Genomic DNA, 19365 nt, shown 5'->3' with positions numbered 1-19365 from the left:
GCCTTTACAGGCTAAATCTTTGACTTTTATTTCTTATTTAGTGTTACGTTCGTACCAATAACCTGGAATGCCACGCGCAAGCCGCATTAACGCTTCCAAGTAGTAATAGTCGCCCCAAATCATATAATCATCAGGGGACAAGCCACCATGAACATAGTAGGAACCATGCTTTAGCAATCCTTCCGCTGTATCGTCACCAATCGTAGCATAACGGTTCATCAGCGAGTCCATGCTCGTTGCCAGCATCTTCTCAAAATATAGACGATCCGGGTCAGCATCTTCCAAATGTGAAATAAGCTCTGCCAATCCTGCGGCTACAATCGCGGAAGCTGAACTATCACGATACGTACTAGCCGTTACAGGCGCATTGAAATCCCAGTAAGCAACACTGTCCTCAGGTAAATGTGCAAGGAAATAACGCGCCATCCGCTTAGCCGTGTCCAAAAATGCCGCATTTCCCGTATAACGATAAGAAAGGGCAAAGCCATATACGCCCCACGCTTGCCCGCGCGTCCATGTCGAACCGTTGCTGTAGCCCTGATGAGTAGCACCGCCGATGGGAACCCCGGTTTCTGGATTAAAGAAAAACGTATGATACGAGCTATCATCACCTCTAACGATATAACGGCGCGTTTTCTCTGCTTGGTTTTCTGCTATATCTCGATACTTAGGATCACCCGTCTGCTCGCTTGCCCAGTACAGTAAAGGTAAATTAAGCAAGCAATCGATAATGATTCGTCCTGCTTCTTGCTCGTTATTTTGCGCTCCCCAAGCCTGAATATAGCCACTGCCATCGCTTGTGTTCCGCCAGCGTGTCAAGAGATGATCTGCCGCTGCCAATGCCAGCTCACGAGATTGCTCATCACCTGTAATGATCCACTGCGCTTTGGCAGATAAGCTATACAAAAATCCTATATCGTGATGATCCAACACTTTTTTTTGCTGAAGCCGCTCTCGAAAACTAGCTACCGTAGCTTCTGCTGCCTGCCGATAACGTTCGTCTTGTGAGTACTCGTAGCACAACCACAAAATGCCAGACCAGAAGCCATTTGTCCAGTCGTCGTTGTCATTCAGTTGATATTTTCCATCAAGACTAATGTGCGGAAATTGAGCGCCGAACTTATCCATATTCATTAGCGTTTTCGCTAAAATATCTTCAATTGCTTGTGTGTAACGTTGATTAAGTTGTATATCTATTGTTTGTACTCCCTCTGTAGACATTTGCAATTCCGTCCTCTCTTTCGAAGTATACGTAATGCTTACTATATGATAGCGGAAACACACCGACACATGTAAGCGTTTTTTTATGCGAAAGTGTGCACAATTTTTACCTTTTGAAATTATTCGCTCGTCTGCTGTCCTTTGATCACCGTTGTTATTTGCCCGTTGTAGTGTACAATTATACGATCTTCCATCAGCTCTACAACTGGCAATTGCGACTCGCAGCCCGTAGGAATTCCCGCCATAACACTGACTAATACATGTGTGCCTGGCTGAAGTTCAGCACGCAGTGCAGGCATTAACGTGCGCTCGTAAAATAAATTGGTGTTGGGCTCAACGCGAATCATCTCTGCTTGTGTGAATCCTGTAATTGCCTTCGCCATCGTGTGACCGACGGGCGAATGGTAGCTTGCCCAATTCGTCTCGACTGCGGTTGAGTCTTCACTGCTTGACGCGACGAACGGCGCAGAGAAACTGGCATCGTAGGCAATGATGGCACGGCTCGTCTCCAACTCGTGAATACGCACGTGGCTGTCCCCACAAGGAACAATCGTACTGCGAATCGTAACACCCACTTGTGGCTGCCAGTTATGGACAAGTCGATCTTCATGCAGCTCATAGCTCGTATCTAGCGGTTTATCCCGAAAATGTACACCATCCTCACTAACTGCAAGCACACTGTCAAACGCACCCTCATAGTAGTAATAATTACTGCGTGGCACACTAAAGCCAAATACTGTCGAGTAAACAAATTTAGAGTATTTCGCACAAGCATGGTTCTGATAACCGATAAATTGACCTACTGGATACATAAGTGCATGCTTCGAATGATGCGTATGCTCTATCATCGCCTTCATGCTCGCAAGCGCAATTCGGCTTTGCAATACCTCTTGTTCAACTTCCTCTGCCTGCCAATAAGGATGGTCATCTGCCACAGCAAGCAACAAGAAACTTTTGAACGCCCAGTACGGGGAACCCGCCCCATTGTAGCCCTCACCCATTACTAAGTTCTGATAATGATAACCTACACTGAGCACACCATCTGCCGTAAAAATAGGATGATTCATCCAACTGCGCATATTACGTGCATACAAACCTTTAATTACACCCCAAGGCAGCGCTTCAACATCGGCCAGCACCAACGCACTCCAGAAGCTCGCTTGCGCAAAACGATAAGCCAAACTACGGCCGAATGGAATTGCCTCTCCGTTGCGATCGAACCAATACTGATAGCTGCGCGCAAACAGAATCGCTCGTTCTTTTAACCTTGCCGCCCGCTTTGGATCTTCCTCTGACATAAACGTAACATAAATTAAGCTATAGTAATGAAACGCCCAAGGAATGTAATAATCAAATTGCTGATCTACCCCGTCAAAATACCAGCCATCGCCGACATAACACGACTCTATCAGCTCAAAATCTTGCTCAATCAGCTCCTGTGAATAATTCATACCTAATCGTTTCAGCGCCACATTAACTAAAATACGAAAGAAATGCCAGTTGTTTGGTGGCAAACGATGCTCGTTAATTTGAAATAGCCAGTCTGCCACATGCTGCTGCTCCGTCTCGGACAACACATCCCAAGTTTGGTGTGGTGCAAGCAGCAGTGTAGTTGCGATAGATGCCATCTCAACTAACAATTGATCGCCATCCATCGTCTTGCCATAATAATGTTTGCTGTGCGGATTGCAGCCTGCCGCTAGTCCGTGCACCCATTGCTGCTGAAGCTGCTCGTCATCATAATGGACGAGAAAAGGCCCGATTCCCCATAACATTCTTAGAAATCCTTCCGCATCTCGGCGATTTTCCGTATAGATCGTGCCGTGGGTTCCTAAAGCCAAGTGTCCAGGTTGTTCTGCGAACTTCGACTGTAGCGGCTGCACTAACGCCTGTAATGCAGCCGCTATCTCGTCACGCTCATTCCACTGCATGCTGCCTATTTCCTTTATCACGATGATCTCCCTCTCTCAATCCGCATTGACCGCACAACAAACGTCAGCACTTCAGCTGCACGTATAATGAAAGTACAAAGACTAACAGTTGCGTGCTCCTGTTAGTCTTTGTACTTGGTTTTCCTATTCGAAATTAAGGCTGCTTGCCAATATAGGCCAAAATTCCACCGTCAACATATAAAATGTGACCATTGATAAAATCACTAGCAGGCGAAGCTAGAAATACCGCAGGACCTGCTAAATCATCCGTTTCGCCCCAACGCTCAGCAGGGGTCTTGGCAATAATAAAGGAATCAAACGGATGACGGCTGCCATCCGCCTGACGTTCACGCAACGGCGCTGTTTGTGGCGTTGCAATGTAGCCCGGGCCGATACCGTTACATTGGATGTTATATTTTCCATATTCAGAAGCGATATTACGAGTTAGCATCTTGAGTCCGCCTTTGGCAGCTGCATATGCAGATACCGTCTCCCGCCCTAATTCGCTCATCATGGAACAAATGTTAATAATTTTACCGCCGCCTTTGTTCATCATTCCAGGAATAACGGCTTTAGAGACAATAAAAGGACCGTTTAAGTCAATATCAATAACTTCACGGAATTCCTCCGCGCTCATTTCTATCATTGGAATTCGTTTAATAATACCAGCATTGTTAACTAGTATATCAATAACGCCCACTTCAGCTTCAATCTGCTGCACCATCGCCTGTACACCTGGCTCGTCGGTCACGTCACATACATAGCCGTGAGCCTCAATTCCCTGTTCCTTATAAGCAGCTATCCCACGAGCTACACCTTCTGGTTTACGATCATTAAATACAACTTTTGCACCCGCACGCGCCATTGCGCATGCCAATTCAAATCCTATCCCATACACCGCACCTGTAACGAGAGCTATCTTACCATCAAGTCGGAACCGATCAACCGAAAATTGTGACATGTTCTTACTCCCCTCTATTTACGATATCAATTGATTTACTTCAAATCGTTCATAGCGACCATATCCATATCGGTGTATGTGATATTTTCGCCGCACATGGCCCAAATAAACGTATAATTGCTCGTGCCCACACCAGTATGAATCGACCAGCTTGGACTAATAACTGCTTGCTCATTACCTACAACGAGATGTTTTGTCTCTTCTGGTTTGCCCATAAAATGAAACACTTTGTTGTCCGCTTCCAAATCGAAGTATACATACGCTTCCATCCGGCGCTCATGCGTGTGGCATGGCATCGTGTTCCAAGCGTTCCCCTCTTCCAAGTGCGTATAGCCCATTTGCAGCTGACATGACTGACATACATTCGGATGGATGTACTGATAAATTTTGCGCTTATTCATGGTGTTGTCCGCACCTGTCTCCATTGGCTTAATATGATCAATGGAAATCCGTACATTCGGATATTTATGATGAGCTGGACTAGAAGCAACATAAAATTTTGCTGGGTTACTCGCATCTGCGCTCGCAAACAGTACTTCTTTCGTCTCTTTTCCGATATAATAGCCATCCTGATTGTTCATCGCTTCACGTATACCATCAATCGTTATATATCCAGGGCCACCGATATTAATTACACCTAGTTCACGACGCTCCAAAAAATAATCCACACCTAAATCTTTACTCAGCTTAATTTCCAACGGCTCTTTCGCAGGGGTTACGCCACCAAAAATCAAACGGTCATTATGCGAGTAAGTCAAGCGAATTTCACCGGGAACAAACACCTGCTCCACTAAAAACTCCTTGCGCAATTCTTCTGTTGTCATGCGTGCGATTGATTGTGGCGCATACGCGTAGCGTGTCTCCATAGTTTGCATATTTTCTAGTTCCTCCCGATTTCATAGACTTGGAATCATCACAACGAACAATGCGATCATTCGATATTGGATCTACCACCATCATAGTGAATGCCCTTGGCAATAGTAAGCTAATTATTTTGCTCGGTTGTGAACTATTTTGACTTTATTGCCCGGTATTACACGTCTACTTCCTTATTTCTTTGTTTTGTAGTCCAAATTAATGAAAAACTACGCTAAGCTAACTGTAACTGTAGCTCCAAGCGGAATATTGAGCTGATACGTATGTGGCGTGGGCTTTGTTACGTCCACTGTCGTTGATGACTTCCCTTTGCACCGATCGGGCACTTGCTCCTCCATGTGGTCATCGTTATGCTCGTCATCCCCCCTACAAGTACGATTCATACTAAAAGCTAGGGGAATCTCGCTATAAATGATACAGGGCTTGCCAAGCGTAGACGTGATCTGCGCCTGCTGCAGCTTGCCCGCCTCCCATGTTATAGCAATAGTAAAGCCGCCACGGGCACGTAACCCCGTTACTTTTCCCCGAGGCCATGCGTGCGGCAATGCTGGCAACAAGCGAATTTCATCTCCGTGTGACTGCAATAACATCTCATGGATCGCTGCTGCCCCGCCAAAGTTAGCATCGATTTGGAATGGAGGGTGGTCACCAAACAAGTTCGGATGCACCGCTTTACTTAATAGACGACGTAAACTTTGATGCGCCTGATCTCCTTCATCTAACCTTGACCAGAAGTTTGCAATCCATGCTTGACTCCAGCCCGTATGTCCTCCGCCATTAGCTAGACGCCGCTGCAACGTGAACTTGGCTGCTCGTCCGAGGTCGGGGCTGCGATGAGGAATGATCTGTTCTCCAGGATGTAGGGCGAATAGCTGGGAAATATGCCGATGTCCTAGCTCTACTTCCTCGTAATCGACAGCCCACTCCATTATTTGCCCGTGGCGGCCAATTTGCGGCTGTGGCAACTGGCTGCGTACTTGCTGCCATTGTTGGATCAGCTGCTTTTCCTCTTGGAGCCATTGTTCCGTATGCCCTTCCACATCCTGTTGCAACAGCTCGCTTGCCCGTATACATGCAGTAAACAGCGCATACAAAATTTGCGAGTCCATTGACGGACCATAACATAGCGCCCCGACTTCACCCTGTTCGCTCCGATACGAGTTTTCTGGTGATAACGAGGGTACGGTCACTAGCTGTCCGGACGGTAATTCCAATAAGAAGTCTAAAAAAAATAATGAAGCTTCTTTTAATACGGGATACGCACGTTCACGCAAAAACGAAAGCGAGCCATTATACCCATAATGCTCCCACATGTGCAGTGCTAGCCATGCGCCCCCCATTGGCCACATATTGGCGCTCACATATTCACCATAGATGCCTGTATCCGCCCACATATTGCTGCTAGTGTGGGCGACAAATCCGCGTGCACCATAGATATTACGTGCGGTTTGTCGTCCCTTGATCACTAAACGTTCAATAAAATCAAATAACGGCATGTGACATTCGGCTAAATTTCCCGTCTCGGCAAGCCAGTAGTTCATTTGCAAATTTATGTTTAGATGATAGTCCGATTCCCACGGAGGCGTATAGCTATCGTTCCAAATCCCTTGCAAATTAGCAGGTAAAGTACCTGGTCGGGAACTGGCAAGTAGTAAATAACGACCGTACTGATAAAATAACGCCTCCAGTCCATTGTCAGGCGCACCTTGCCGGTATCGTGCCAGTCGCTCTGATGTGGACAAGCATTGCGCGCTAGGTAGCGGCTGCTCCAGTTCCGCCCCTTCCTCCGCTTCTAAATTCAGCGTCACGCGGTTAAAAAGCGGCTTATAATCCGCCAAATGCCGCTGCTTTAATGTGTCAAAGCTCACTTTAGCAGCTTGTTTTGCTTGTTGCCAAGCTACCGCATAAGCATCAACACAACGAAATGAAGTCTGTGCTGCTACAATAAGAGTCACTGCACGAGCTTGACGAATATCCATGTAATTGCCCGCCGTCTGACATTGTCCGCCCTCAATGACAGCCCGCAGCACAACGGCATATCGTACGCCATCTGCTCCTAATTGTCCTTGCATCGCAATAGCCTGCATATCAGCTGTTTGCACAACTTGACCGTTAAATGGTCTACGGTCAAGTTTAGCTGCAAAGGTTAAGCCGGCTTCCGCAGTTGTAGTCATCCGAATGACAAGCACTTGATCAGCGGCACTAGCAAATATTTCGCGGCTGTACGTAATGTCATCCTGCTGACCTTCATCCGTTGCCTTAGTTGGCAATGCTCCTTCCTTCGCTTCGTTTCCTGTTTCATAATCGACTTGCACCATTCCCTGATCCAAATTTAACTCACGACAATAACGCTTAACGGTGTGAGCTTCGTTATCGGTATCAAAATCCAGGAACAAGTTGCCCAAAGTCTGATAAGGGTTAAAATATTGCGGTACGTTTGTCATATGCTTTAATACTAGCTTTTCTGCCTTGCGTACGTTACCCTGTAGCAACAAGCTTTTTATATTCGGAAGTTCGGCTTGCGCCGACCTATTATCGTTATCCCTCGGACCGCCATACCAAATGGAATCCTCGTTTAATTGAATCTGCTCGCGCTGTATCCCCCCATAAACGACTCCCCCTAAGCGCCCATTACCAATTGGAAAAGCTTCTGTCCATTTGTTAGCCGCTGATCGCTCCAGTAAATAATTGCCGCTCTTGTTGCTGCGGGTGCATATGTGGCGTTCACACCTTAGATGATTCATAAAGCTACCCTCATTTCTTTAAGAAGACTGTGTCATAGCTCGTAATCTATCTCCATATCGTGCTTTGCCCCATTATATCGACATTGTAGCTCAAAATAGATGCACGATTATGACTATGTATGTGCCGTTTATTGACCTAACGTACACCCTAGCAGCTACTATCTACATCCACTCACATGATGATCCCCTGTTTGTTGCTGGATTCTGCTCACCATGCAGCACAAAAAAATCGGACAAGTCATATATGCTGACTCGCCCGATTCAAGGTCCTCATTTCGAATTATTGGACTGTTATATTATCGTTGCCCATAACATTTAAACTTGTCTGCCATGAGCCGCATTTCGGCATCTGGCAGCACTATCGGCTCACCGACACTTTTCGCTAGTACGTAAATTTGTGCGCAATATTCCAGTTCCTCCACGATGTTAAAAGCATGAAGCAAATCTTGTGCACCCGCCAATACGCCATGATTCGCTAGCATGACAGCTTTACGGCCCTCCATCGCTTTTGTGGCATTAACTGCTAGCTCATGTGTACCGAATGTAGCATACTCGGCTACACGTACGTTTGGACCTGCAACGGCAATCATATAATGGGTAGCAGGCAGTTCCCAGCGCAAGCAACTGAGCACCGTTGCATATATCGTATGGGCATGAATGACTGCATCCATATCATCACGCGTGTTGTATTGCGCTAGGTGCATTTCCCATTCCGAGGATGGCAGGCGTTTACCTTCAACGACTTGACCATCAAGGTCAAGAATGACGATATCTTCAGGCTCAATCTCGTAAAAATCAATACCTGTCGGGGTTATGGCTACAATCCCCTGTTGACGATCGAAGATGCTAAGATTGCCGCCCGTGCCTTTGGTCAATCCGTTCTGGACTAGCTTCTTGCCGTATTTAATCAATTCATACCTTGCTTGCTCCATTAACATCTGTCACTTGTTCCTTTCTATAAATGGATAGTTAAGCTCGTATGTAATCTTTGATGGCTGCTATAGTTTCATTTTGACGGATTGGGATTACGATATGCAAGTAAAAGTCTTACTCACAAACTCATGACCACATAATAGTGCAAAAAGAGCAAGTTACAAGGCGATAAGGCCTTGCAACTTGCTCTTTTTATTTTACACCTGTTTTGCTTGACGATAGGCGTTTACATAGGCGGCGGCTTTCTTTCGAATCAACGACAAATCGTTGTTTTTGACTGCTTCATTCGTTAAATCAGAGCCGATCCCAACCGCAACCGCTCCGGCTTTTATCCATTCACCAAGGTTATCCAGCGACACACCGCCAGTTGGCATAATGTTAGCCTGCGGCAATGGTCCTTTAATCGTCTTGATGACGGACGGCTCATACAGGTTGCCTGGGAACAGCTTAATAATATCGGCTCCAAGCTCAAGCGCTTCATTTATTTCCTTAATGGTCATCGTTCCTGGCATAACCGGTACACGATATCGGTTGCACAACGTTACCGTCTCAGCGCTAAGAGAAGGTGATACGACAAATTGGGCCCCGCTAATAATTGCCGCACGGGCAGTTTCAGCATCCAGCACAGTTCCTACACCAATAATTGCATATGTAGATTCATCTGCTGAATCCCATTTATAAGTGTGTGCCAGTTTCTCAATCGCTTTTAGCGCATATGGAACTGTCATCGTAATCTCTATCACCTTAATTCCGCCGCGTATTGCCTCTTCGGCCATCGCAACCACTTCTTCTGCCGTTTCTCCGCGAAGTACGGCAACGACACCTTCCTCCACAATTTTCTGAATCAGCTGTATTTTTTTCATGACGTTCTCCTCACCTATCCCATTTTCATATCCACATTGATATCTGTTCACTAAACACCTTTATCGCTCCACATGTAACTTACCAGCAAGCAAGTGCTCGATTTGCGCTCCAGTTGGAAGCCCTTCCCAATCCCCGACCGTCTGGATAACTTGCGCGCCGATCAAATTACCGAGACGAACCGCCTCTTCAAGGCTGAAATCCCGCAGCAAACCGGCTAGAAATCCGGCACAGAAGCCATCCCCAGCTCCTACAGTATCGACAACTTGATCTACCTTGTAATAAGGAACCGCTGACCATTTGCCGTTCTCTAAAATATAGGTTTTGTCCTCGCCACCTTTAACAATGCTCACAGCCGACAATTCCCCGAGCTTGGCAACGATCTCATCTATCGATTCTGTCTCGTATAGCAGCTTCAATTCATCTAAACCTGGCAAGAAATAATCCGCTTTTTGTGCCAACGGCAGCAGCACCTTTTGGGCTGCTTTCACATTCCATAACTTTAAACGTAAATTCGGATCGAAGCTCACTTTAACACCGTGCTGCTTTGCGATGTCCATAGCTGCTGCTGCCGTCGCCGCGCAGGATTCACTTAACGCAGGTGTAATCCCCGTAATATGCAAAATCTTTGCACCCGCAATATAGGCCTCGTCCAAATGCTCAGGCGTCATTTTACTGGCCGCCGATAGCTGGCGGTAATAATACACAGAGCTTCTGCCAATTGTATTCTCACGAATCATAAGTCCTGTTGGAGCTTCGTCTGTAAATGAAGTGCGTGTAACGTCTACGCCTTCTCCTCTTACCAGCTTATAAATGCGCTGCCCAAACGGATCATTTCCAAGCCGGCCGCACCAGCCTGCGGAATGTCCAAGCCTTGACAAACCGATCGCGACGTTTGTTTCCGCCCCACCAAATGACGGGGTCAAATTCGATGCATATTCAAGGCCCTTTCCTCCCTCAGTGATCAATAGGGCCATACTTTCCCCGAAGGTGACCACTTCCGGGGAAGTATTTTGCTGTTTCATTCACCTTCACCATCGCTTTCTATTTATCCGATATTTATCGATCATTTTCTGACGCTCGATAACCCAAGCATCAGTCCATCAGTCGATACATAGCACCTTTATACATGAAATGAACTATTGTTATTTCGAAACATTTAACAGTCGTAAAATTAAAGTAATTGCTTCGGCTCTCGTTGTAGCAGCGTTAGGTTTAAATTTACCGTCGCCATTGCCTTGAATTAGACCTGCTTCCACAGCGGCTGCAACATAAGGTTTGGCCCATGCTGGAATTTGATCTGCGTCCCCAAAAGTCAGTGTTACTTTTGGGTGCACTTCAAGCCCACGTGCACGAACGATCAGAACAACGAGCTCACTTCTCGTCATTTGTTTATTTGCACGGAATGTACCATCTTCATAACCTGAAATATAACCCGCTTTAGCAAGCGCTTGAATAAAAGGCTGCGCCCATGCTGGCGTTTGAGCTTGATCCGCAAAACTGAATGCTGCATTCACTCGTTCCAGTTTCAGCGCTCTAGCTAACATAGCTGCAAGCTCACCGCGCGTAATGATGCCATTCGGCCTGAACGTTCCATCCTCATAACCCGTTACAAAACCGAGTTCAGCTGATTTTTGAATAGCAGCCTTAGCCCAATGTTCACTGATATCAGACCAAGCTTGTTTCGTAGGTTCTGGATCAGCAGGTTTCACCGGCTCTGTTGGTTGGCTCGGTTTTGTTGGCTCTGGGTGAGTTGTCGCTGTTGTTGAACCCGATTCTGTTGCACCTGATCCTGTTGATCCTGTTGATCCTGATTCTGTTGAGCCTGGTGCTGTTGTCGTTCCGCCCCCCGTGGAATTCGCTTCTTTATACACCGCTAATACTTTAACTGCTTCGCCAGGCATTACAAACGAATACTTGCTCGTGTTCGTTGTATCCGGGGTTAATGTCAGACTCGTTGGTGTTACGTTCCACTTATCGAACACCTTTCCACCCGGTGTATCCAATGCTACTGTTACGATTTCACCCTTCTTGGCAGCCTGTTTATCAGCTTTTGCCCCGTCCACAGTGACCGTATAGGTCTTTCCGAGATCAAATGTTGCCGTGTACGTTTGGCCAAGTGATCCTGTAGTGTTAACTTCAATGCTAACTCCATCTTGTATCGGGGTAACGTTTATTCCCGCGCTTGCAGTTAGCAACGTCATGTTCGGTTGAAGAACTTCAATCGTCACGCTGTTCTGCTTTTGCGTTGGATCGGATAACGCAATGGTCATTTCACCGTTCTGTTCTTTCATGATGACGGCAGCAGCGGATTTGGCGCTCATCCTGCCCACAGAACCCGCACTCCAGAAATTTGCAGCGGTGATTCCCAACTGCTTGTTACGCGCAGCTTGCACGGTGGATGTATTGCTTAGCACTTCAATTGCTGGTTGCTCACTGTAAGCTTCTGTTTGTGCTGATGTCTTACCTGGAAGCAGCACATACTCGTAATTAGCAGCTTGGGGATGTGTCCCGTGTTCAAAAGATAAGCTTGCGTAATTACGCGTCAGTTGGTCTTTCGATTGACCGTTGTTAATGTCATACCATGCACCTGTTCTCGCCTCGCGTACGACATGTAATGTAGGCGCATTAGGGAAGTAATAGCCCATATCTGCACCAGAACCTGCACGATTGCCCGCCAAATGTGCCCATTGGACATTATTAACGTCTGCTTCATAATCCAATGCGGTAGGCACCTGTACACCGTTAAGCACCAAGGCGTTGTTTCCACTACTATTCAACTTCCGATTGTCTACAATCGTTTCTACCTGCTTTGTAGCGGCTGAAGTTTTACGAATATCTGCACCAAGAGCTACAATTTCATCATCAAACATAAACCATGATTTTTTACCACTTAAATCACTGCCTGTTACTTTGGTTAATGAGAAATCCATGCCGCTAGCACTGTACAAATGATCTAGTGTTGCACCGCCAACATGATTTTTTGAATTGTAATAATAAGCCCATTCGCCAGGCATCTTTCCTTCTCCAGAGCCGTCTGTTGTTGTGCCTGGCAAACGGAAACTGTTCACCGTCGCCCAAAATCCATCGCGATATTGCTGTAAATCTTCGTTATAAATATAGGTCATGCCAAGTCCGGTATCCCAGCCTTTTACATTTTCCTTATTACCCATTTCAAAGGCAGAAATGCGGTCTGAGAACAGACTAAGCCCAAACGTATAATTCGGGCGATGATGCGCAACACGCGCCATACCGTTAAACATGTAGCTGCGCGACAGCTCGCCGCGCGGTGCTACCGAAGTATCGTTCATTACTTTTTTCAGCAGCACGACACTTGAAATCGGCAAACCTTTATAATAATCGTCCCAGGTTGTATCCTTGCTTACCCATTCTTTAACCATGCTTCGAATGTTATCGTTAACTACCGAAGGCGCACCTTCTGCCAAACTGGCTAGAGCTACAATCGTCCCACGAGCTGTACCCGAATCTTTTCTGGAAATCCCTCGTCCGTTCACCATATCCATGTACAGCCCTTTGTAAATAACCGGTTCAAACGTATCACTTACCCACTTATATACGTTTGCTACACGCGGATCAGTCACAGGCCAAGGAGATTGGTTGAGCAAATAAGTGATATCCGCCGTACGGCTGAGCCAAACTGCACCATAACCCGCCGTGTAAGCGATATTCGCATGCTGTACCAATGAGCCATCCTCATATACGCCATCACCACTCGTGACATAGTTGAATTCTGAACCGATGGAATCCCGTCCTTGCGTAATTTTAGCGCTATTTTTACCTATTACACCCCGAACAGTAACAACAAGTGCTTTATCCAGTAAATTGCCACCGGTCTCGATGACGGAGCTATTTTGTACGCGCTTTGTTGGATTAGGACAATATTTATCAATGGTCCGCATAAAGTTGGCTATTAGCTGATCAGTCAACTCATCATACATAAGAATTAAACAGTCATTTAACAGCTGCGGTGCACCAATTTCAAACCCCCACCAGCTGCTGGCACTGCTATAGGATAAACGCTCGTTATATCGCTTAGCGTACATCCAATCCAAGGCCCCTATAATGGCATCCCGCAGCTGTGGATCTTGATAGAAGCGTGAAGACCCTGTGTGATAGGCAGTTGCCATCGTTTTAATACGCGTAAACTCAGTCACGATGTTGTTGGCATGCTTCTCTTTCGTATCAGCGCTATCCGTCAAATCTGACCACAAATAGCTGCGACTGGCATTATTCGCACTAAGTGTATCCAGATAACCGTTCTTCATCGCATTAGATATACTATTGTCCATCTCAGCTACTAACGCTTGAATAGTGGGATCAGCTGCTAGGCTGGCATCTGCCGCACCGACTAACTTCTGCTTCCAGCGTGAACGTAACTGGCTATAAGCAGCTGCTGTTTCTACCGAATCAACACCAATGTTACTTTGTGCCTTTATGAGTTGGTCTGCTGTTGCAACTGTGATGGTTGCCACCCCCGCAGCAACTGCTGTTACATGCCCCATTTGATCCACAGCAGCTATTTGCTCATCGCTGCTGCTCCATACAACTTGGGGGGATGGCATGTTATTGGGCGTGACGGTTAAGGTAAGCGGCTTTGTCTCCCCGACCGTCATCATCCTTGCTGCCGGTTCAAGCGCCAACCCTGTTATACCGTCATATTCCTCCAACAAAATGTTATCAAACCACGCTTTGCCAGTACTATTTTCAAAAAACAATTCAACAAAAAACTTGGCACCGCCTGTTGGAACCGTAATAAAAACTTGCTGCATCGTCCAATCATTTGTACCATACACTTTCGTTGAGCTTGGGCCGTCCATTAATTTGGTATTAGAAGCATTCTGTACAGAGGTGCGAAAATAAACGCCGCTGCCACCTGCAACATTTTCGGTTTTATACCAAACGCGTAACCGATACGATTTACCCGCCACAACAGGTGCCTTTGTATTAATAGACACACGGCTTGACTTAACTGCATCAATCAGCAACGATTGCTGACCATTATAAGGAGTATACGTATCAAGTGATACACTTACTGTCCTGCCAGCGGGCTTACCAGAACCTACAGGAATCCATGTGTCCCACTGAGCAGGTGCAGGATTCGTATCCGTATATTGCGTCCACGTTCCGCTTGGCGCCACTGCCAGTTCGAAATTTCCATTCGGAATTAAATTGTTGGCAGTTGATGCCAGCGCCATATTTGGACCAACAGGTAACAACGTGACTACTATCGTAACTACGAGTAACAAACTTAGTATTTTTTTCATCACTATTCACCCCATACCTAAGCATAGATTGCAAAGGCGTCCCTCTCCACGCTATTTAGGTTATATCTAGCATGGAATATAGAGACGCCTTGTTCAGCGGATTGCTACTTATGATGTTACTTACTGATTGTTACTTATTTGTTTTCTTTTTCCTTAATAATTTTTGTAGCTTCTTCAACCATCCATGCTTGTACTTTTTCAATCGGTTCGTTGCTAAGCATAAATTTGCTGAAGCCATCGCCGATTAATTTTGTTAAATCCGCACTTGAAGTAGTAAGCACTTTGGAAGCATCCAGATACTTAATGTCGTCGCCAAACAGCGTGTACTTCAATGATTCTACATCGTATTTATCTTTGTTTTTACCAATCATACGCTCCAACAGCGCTGTTTGATCTGCTTTTTTCCAGCCAGAGAATTCTTGTCTATTCGTTGAATCTGCTGTAGACATAAAGCGCATCAACTTGTAGGACTCTTCCTTGTGCTTTGTTGTGGAACCCATTGCTAATTGTGAACCCCCAACAAAATATTTGCCGCCCTCATATTGTTTAGGCAATGCATTTTTTGGAGGCAGCGGAACTGGTGCGAAAGCTGTCACAAAATCATGTGGGTACTGCTCAAGATTACCTGGGTCAGGAATTGTAAAGCTTCCTGTCATAATCGTTGCAGCACTTCCACCGAAAAATTCACTGCGGTAGTTAAGCTTAGCCGCTAAAATGTCAGCGTATGCTTTTGCAGACTTATCTACGCTCTCCATATCTTTACGCAGTTGGAAGAAGTACGGATAAGTCGGGTCAGCCAAAATAGTACTGCCGTCGTCATAGCGGAACGGATCTTTCATTACCGTTTGCGCCGGTGCATTCATATACAACTCCCACGTATGGAAGTAAGTACCGTAACGTTTATCGATCCCTTCGCCTTTGGTGAGCTTTTTCGCATATTCACGGTAGTCATCCCATGTCCAACCGAATTTAGGAACAGGCAGCCCAGCTTCGTCCAACGCGTTTTTGTTGAGCATGACATACGTATAGCCGGATGTATATTGCATACCGTAATATTTTCCGTCTACTTCTGGATTTACATAATACTCATCTTGTGCTTTCAAGCCTTCTTTATCATAGAATTCGTTTAATGGCGTAAATGCACTGCGAACCGCTCTTTCAACGACCGCTGATGAATTGGGTAATTGAACGACGTCAACTTCATCTCCTGACGAAATTAAAAAGTCCAATTTCTTTAACATTTCAAGTGAATTACCTGGAACGAGCACGACATGTTCCACTTTAATACCAGGGTTAGCTGCTTCAAACTCACGCAGCATGGCGTCTGTAGCCCCTTCTTGCGACTCATTGTCCCAGTTATAATACTTAAGTGTCACTTCTTTTGCTCCTGCATCTGCATTACCGTTCGATTGTGCTGAATCGTCAGCTTTGCTTCCACAAGCGCTCGTAAACATCATTAAAGCTAGCAGTATGCATGTGGAAATAAGAAGATTACGTTTAGCTTTACTTGCCATGTGCGAATTCCCCCTAAATGTGTGGTCTTAACCAAGAAGCTTGTTAGCGCTTACAGGCACAGTATATAACGTTTGTAATTTGCTTGCGTGTACAATTTTGTGCATGTGTGATAACGATTTTGACCTATTTGCAAATCTTGTGCGTCCGTATAGCTTAACCTTTCACACCACCAAGGGCAATCCCGCTTATCACTTGTTTTTGTAACACGATAAACACAATCAACAGTGGAATAATCGCTGACACGGCCGCCATCATCATAATCGCGTCGTTGGTCGTATAATCATCCCTAAACAAGGTCATACCTAGCGGAACGGTGTACAATGATTTGGATTGCAAGAAAATTAACGGATTTTGATAATCATTCCACGACCAGATGAACTTAATAATGGCCACCGTCGCGACTACAGGTCGACAAAGTGGAATCATGATCGAAGTAAATGTGCGCAAATGCCCTGCCCCATCAATTCTAGCCGCTTCCAAAATATCATCACTCACACCCGCCATAAATTGACGCAAGAGAAAAGTAAAGTAAATCGAGAACATCCCCATAAAGATAAGCGCGGCATGGGTGTCATACAAACCCATCCAACGAATAAGCATGAAACGAGGAATAAGTGTCGCTTGATCCGGAATAATCATCATCGCTAGCAGCACGGCGAATACGAAGTTACGGCCGCGAAATTTTAGTTTCGTAAAGGAGTAGGCTGCCATCGTTGATATAAGTAACGAAAGTAAAGTAACGATAACCGCCACTTTTATGGAATTCAAATAAATGATTCCAAACGGCACCTTTTGCATCCATACGGCTTTAAAGTTATGGATAACGTTGATGGAAGAAGGAATCCATTCGATCGGAAAGCGCATCACATCTTTTTCAAATTTAAATGCTGACGACACCATCCATAATAATGGAAAGATAAAGAGTACGGACAAGATCCCCATTAACACGGTAGCGACAATTTTAGAAATCCGATTACGTAAGTTTAGCATCATATTCTCCCTTTCAATTAAAATGATTCTTCCTGACGCAACTTCCAAGTTGCCGCTGTAATCAGTCCGATAATTGCAAATAACAGCCACGATATTGCAGATGCGTAACCCATATTGTAGTTCACAAAACCTTCTTGATAGATTCGGAATACGATTACCGTCGATGAATTATCTGGTCCGCCTTCCGTCAAATACGATATAATATCAAATACTTTAAATGAACCAATTAGCATCGTAATAAGCAAGAAGAAGGTCGTTGGTCGAAGCAGAGGAATCGTAATATTAAAAAACTTTTTCAGTCCCGTCGCGCCATCAATTTCCGCCGCTTCATACAACTCTTCGGAAATATTGGACAATCCCGCCATGTAAATAATAATAGTGTAACCAAGCCCTGCCCACGCACTAATAATAGCAACCGCAATCAAGGACGTTTTCGGATCAACGAGCCATTTCGGAGGATTTGATATCCCAAGGTCCATTAAAAACTGGTTGATCGGGCCAAACGAAGGGTGGAACAAAATACTCCACACTGCTGCCACCGCGATAATAGAAGAAATATAAGGGATGAAGAATACGACTTTAAAATAACTTTTAAAGTACACTTTACTATGAATAACAACCGCTAGCACAAGCGCTATCGCTATCGGTAAAGGTACAGTTAACACCGTATACACTAAGTTGTTGTATAACGCCTTCCATATGGTCGGATCTTGAAATAAATGAATGAAGTTTTGCAAGCCTGCAAATTTAATACCTGCAACCCCAGACAATAAATCCCAATCTGTAAAACTTAAATACAACGAGAATCCAAGGGCAAATACGTTAAGCAGCAGCATACCGACAATTTCCGGCATTAAAAACAGCCACCCAACTAATGCTTCCTTTCTCCGTGGCGACCAAAATTTCTTTACTACATGCTCCGCCTGCTGCGTAGAGAGCTGATAACTTGATTTTGTCTCTTCCACTTATGATGTCACCTCAGCTTATAATTTGTTGACTTCATCATAAGCCGCAGACAAGGGAGAACAAAGGATGGATTATGACCTAGTGTGGGTAAAATTTTGACCTTTGCTGCGATTAATTTAGCAGCTTCTGCATACAAAAAAGAGGTCGAGCAGCCGCACGACCTCCTTACTTTATTATGTGAATTTAGCACGACTAGTTGGCAGACCATTATTTCTTTTCTTCTCATTTCGTTTATACTTTGGTGTATTAGGCGATCCAAATAAATCGATAAATCGACTGCATATTCTGGTAGTGGGCCAATTCACTTCTGCTTTAATGATAGATTCCGCTTGTCTAACAACTTCCTCATAGGTTGAGTGGCGTATATTGTAAAGCGCTGAATCACCATTACTTGCAGAATAGCTTTCTTGTAATTGTCTCAATCGATCCGCTAATAAAGATGACGAGTCATTCCCACCTTTGTACATCTTCTCCAAAGAAAACTCGGAGCGATGGTCTTCCACAAACTGAAATCTTAGTTCTTTGGTTTGCTGAAGATGTGCACTGCTTTTTTTACGATAGCGAGTTCCTCTTGCGTGTCCGCAAGGGTATGTTCTTTCTCTTGAAGTAACCGACGCATTTCTTTGAGCTCAGATTCTAGTTCTTTCACTCGATCCACACTAGCTACGGGCTCATGTTTAAGTTCACGATACTTGCCCATCCACTGGTGTAATGTACTTTTTGGAATGTTTAGTTCTTCTGCTAAGTCTCCGAGTGTCTTGGTCTGTTCTTGGATAAGTTTTACCGTTTGTTTCTTGAATTCCTCGTCATATCGTTGACGCTGTTCTCCCATATGGAACACCTCCGTTAGCCTTATTATCCTTCTATCCGTTAACGGGTGTCCACTTTTTATTCTAGTTCCACCACTTTTTATTCTAGGTCCAGAGCGATGATATCTGGGTTGAATAGGCTGGCTTTGGTGGACAGACGATCCGTTATGTGCGGTAAAAACACACTTTGGGTGTAGCTATCGGACAGGAAATCCGCTATTGCCTCCAAACTACCGCCAAACGGGACGAATTACGCAAATAGCGTACCTCCTG

The 19365-nt window shown here is 45.2% G+C and carries 14 protein-coding genes; all 14 read right to left on the bottom strand.

The window, feature by feature from the left end:
• Positions 1-33: 33 nt before the first annotated feature.
• The 14 genes from H509_RS0113160 to H509_RS0113100 all read right to left on the bottom strand — a co-directional run bounded on the left by H509_RS0113160 (position 34) and on the right by H509_RS0113100 (position 19115).
• The gene (locus H509_RS0113160; RefSeq protein WP_051287065.1) at positions 34-1221 is read right to left on the bottom strand and encodes a glycoside hydrolase family 88 protein; all 1188 of its coding nucleotides are present in this window, start codon (positions 1219-1221) and stop codon (positions 34-36) included.
• Between the two features lie 119 nt (positions 1222-1340).
• Positions 1341-3173, bottom strand: a complete 1833-nt coding sequence (locus tag H509_RS25235; RefSeq protein WP_245596036.1) for a DUF2264 domain-containing protein — start codon at positions 3171-3173, stop codon at positions 1341-1343.
• Positions 3174-3306: 133 nt separating this feature from the next.
• Entirely contained in the window at positions 3307-4113 is an 807-nt protein-coding gene (locus H509_RS0113150) for a gluconate 5-dehydrogenase (protein WP_028545493.1), read from the bottom strand.
• 35 nt (positions 4114-4148) lie between these two features.
• Positions 4149-4979 carry a 5-dehydro-4-deoxy-D-glucuronate isomerase gene (gene kduI, locus H509_RS0113145; RefSeq protein ID WP_157277719.1) on the bottom strand — a complete coding sequence of 277 codons (831 nt, stop codon included), beginning with the start codon at positions 4977-4979 and terminating at the stop codon, positions 4149-4151.
• A gap of 219 nt (positions 4980-5198) precedes the next feature.
• On the bottom strand, positions 5199-7733 hold the full coding sequence (locus H509_RS25230; protein WP_051287063.1) for a glycoside hydrolase family 95 protein: 2535 nt from the start codon (positions 7731-7733) through the stop codon (positions 5199-5201).
• A 296-nt stretch (positions 7734-8029) separates the two neighbouring features.
• Positions 8030-8671 carry an L-fuculose-phosphate aldolase gene (locus tag H509_RS0113135; RefSeq protein WP_036697033.1) on the bottom strand — a complete coding sequence of 214 codons (642 nt, stop codon included), beginning with the start codon at positions 8669-8671 and terminating at the stop codon, positions 8030-8032.
• A 192-nt stretch (positions 8672-8863) separates the two neighbouring features.
• Positions 8864-9529: a bifunctional 2-keto-4-hydroxyglutarate aldolase/2-keto-3-deoxy-6-phosphogluconate aldolase gene (locus H509_RS0113130; RefSeq protein ID WP_028545490.1), complete on the bottom strand. Its 666-nt coding sequence runs from the start codon at positions 9527-9529 to the stop codon at positions 8864-8866.
• 60 nt (positions 9530-9589) lie between these two features.
• Entirely contained in the window at positions 9590-10552 is a 963-nt protein-coding gene (locus H509_RS0113125; RefSeq protein WP_028545489.1) for a sugar kinase, read from the bottom strand.
• Positions 10553-10672: 120 nt separating this feature from the next.
• Positions 10673-14812, bottom strand: a complete 4140-nt coding sequence (locus tag H509_RS25225) for a polysaccharide lyase family 8 super-sandwich domain-containing protein (RefSeq protein ID WP_051287061.1) — start codon at positions 14810-14812, stop codon at positions 10673-10675.
• 134 nt (positions 14813-14946) lie between these two features.
• Positions 14947-16326, bottom strand: coding sequence for an ABC transporter substrate-binding protein (locus tag H509_RS0113115; RefSeq protein ID WP_028545488.1), 1380 nt, complete (start codon positions 16324-16326; stop codon positions 14947-14949).
• A gap of 154 nt (positions 16327-16480) precedes the next feature.
• Complete coding sequence (locus H509_RS0113110; RefSeq protein ID WP_157277663.1) at positions 16481-17317, bottom strand: carbohydrate ABC transporter permease; 837 nt, start codon at positions 17315-17317, stop codon at positions 16481-16483.
• 17 nt (positions 17318-17334) lie between these two features.
• Positions 17335-18282, bottom strand: a complete 948-nt coding sequence (locus tag H509_RS0113105; RefSeq protein WP_028545486.1) for a carbohydrate ABC transporter permease — start codon at positions 18280-18282, stop codon at positions 17335-17337.
• Between the two features lie 174 nt (positions 18283-18456).
• Positions 18457-18786 carry a hypothetical protein gene (locus H509_RS27680; protein WP_157277660.1) on the bottom strand — a complete coding sequence of 110 codons (330 nt, stop codon included), beginning with the start codon at positions 18784-18786 and terminating at the stop codon, positions 18457-18459.
• Between the two features lie 11 nt (positions 18787-18797).
• Complete coding sequence (locus H509_RS0113100) at positions 18798-19115, bottom strand: transposase (protein WP_028545485.1); 318 nt, start codon at positions 19113-19115, stop codon at positions 18798-18800.
• Positions 19116-19365 lie beyond the last annotated feature (250 nt).

Origin of the sequence: Paenibacillus taiwanensis DSM 18679 (genome assembly GCF_000425125.1) — a bacterium.
GTDB lineage: Bacteria > Bacillota > Bacilli > Paenibacillales > Paenibacillaceae > Paenibacillus_B > Paenibacillus_B taiwanensis.
Note: the sequence above shows the minus strand (reverse complement) of the source record. Positions and strands in the feature narration are given on the sequence as shown.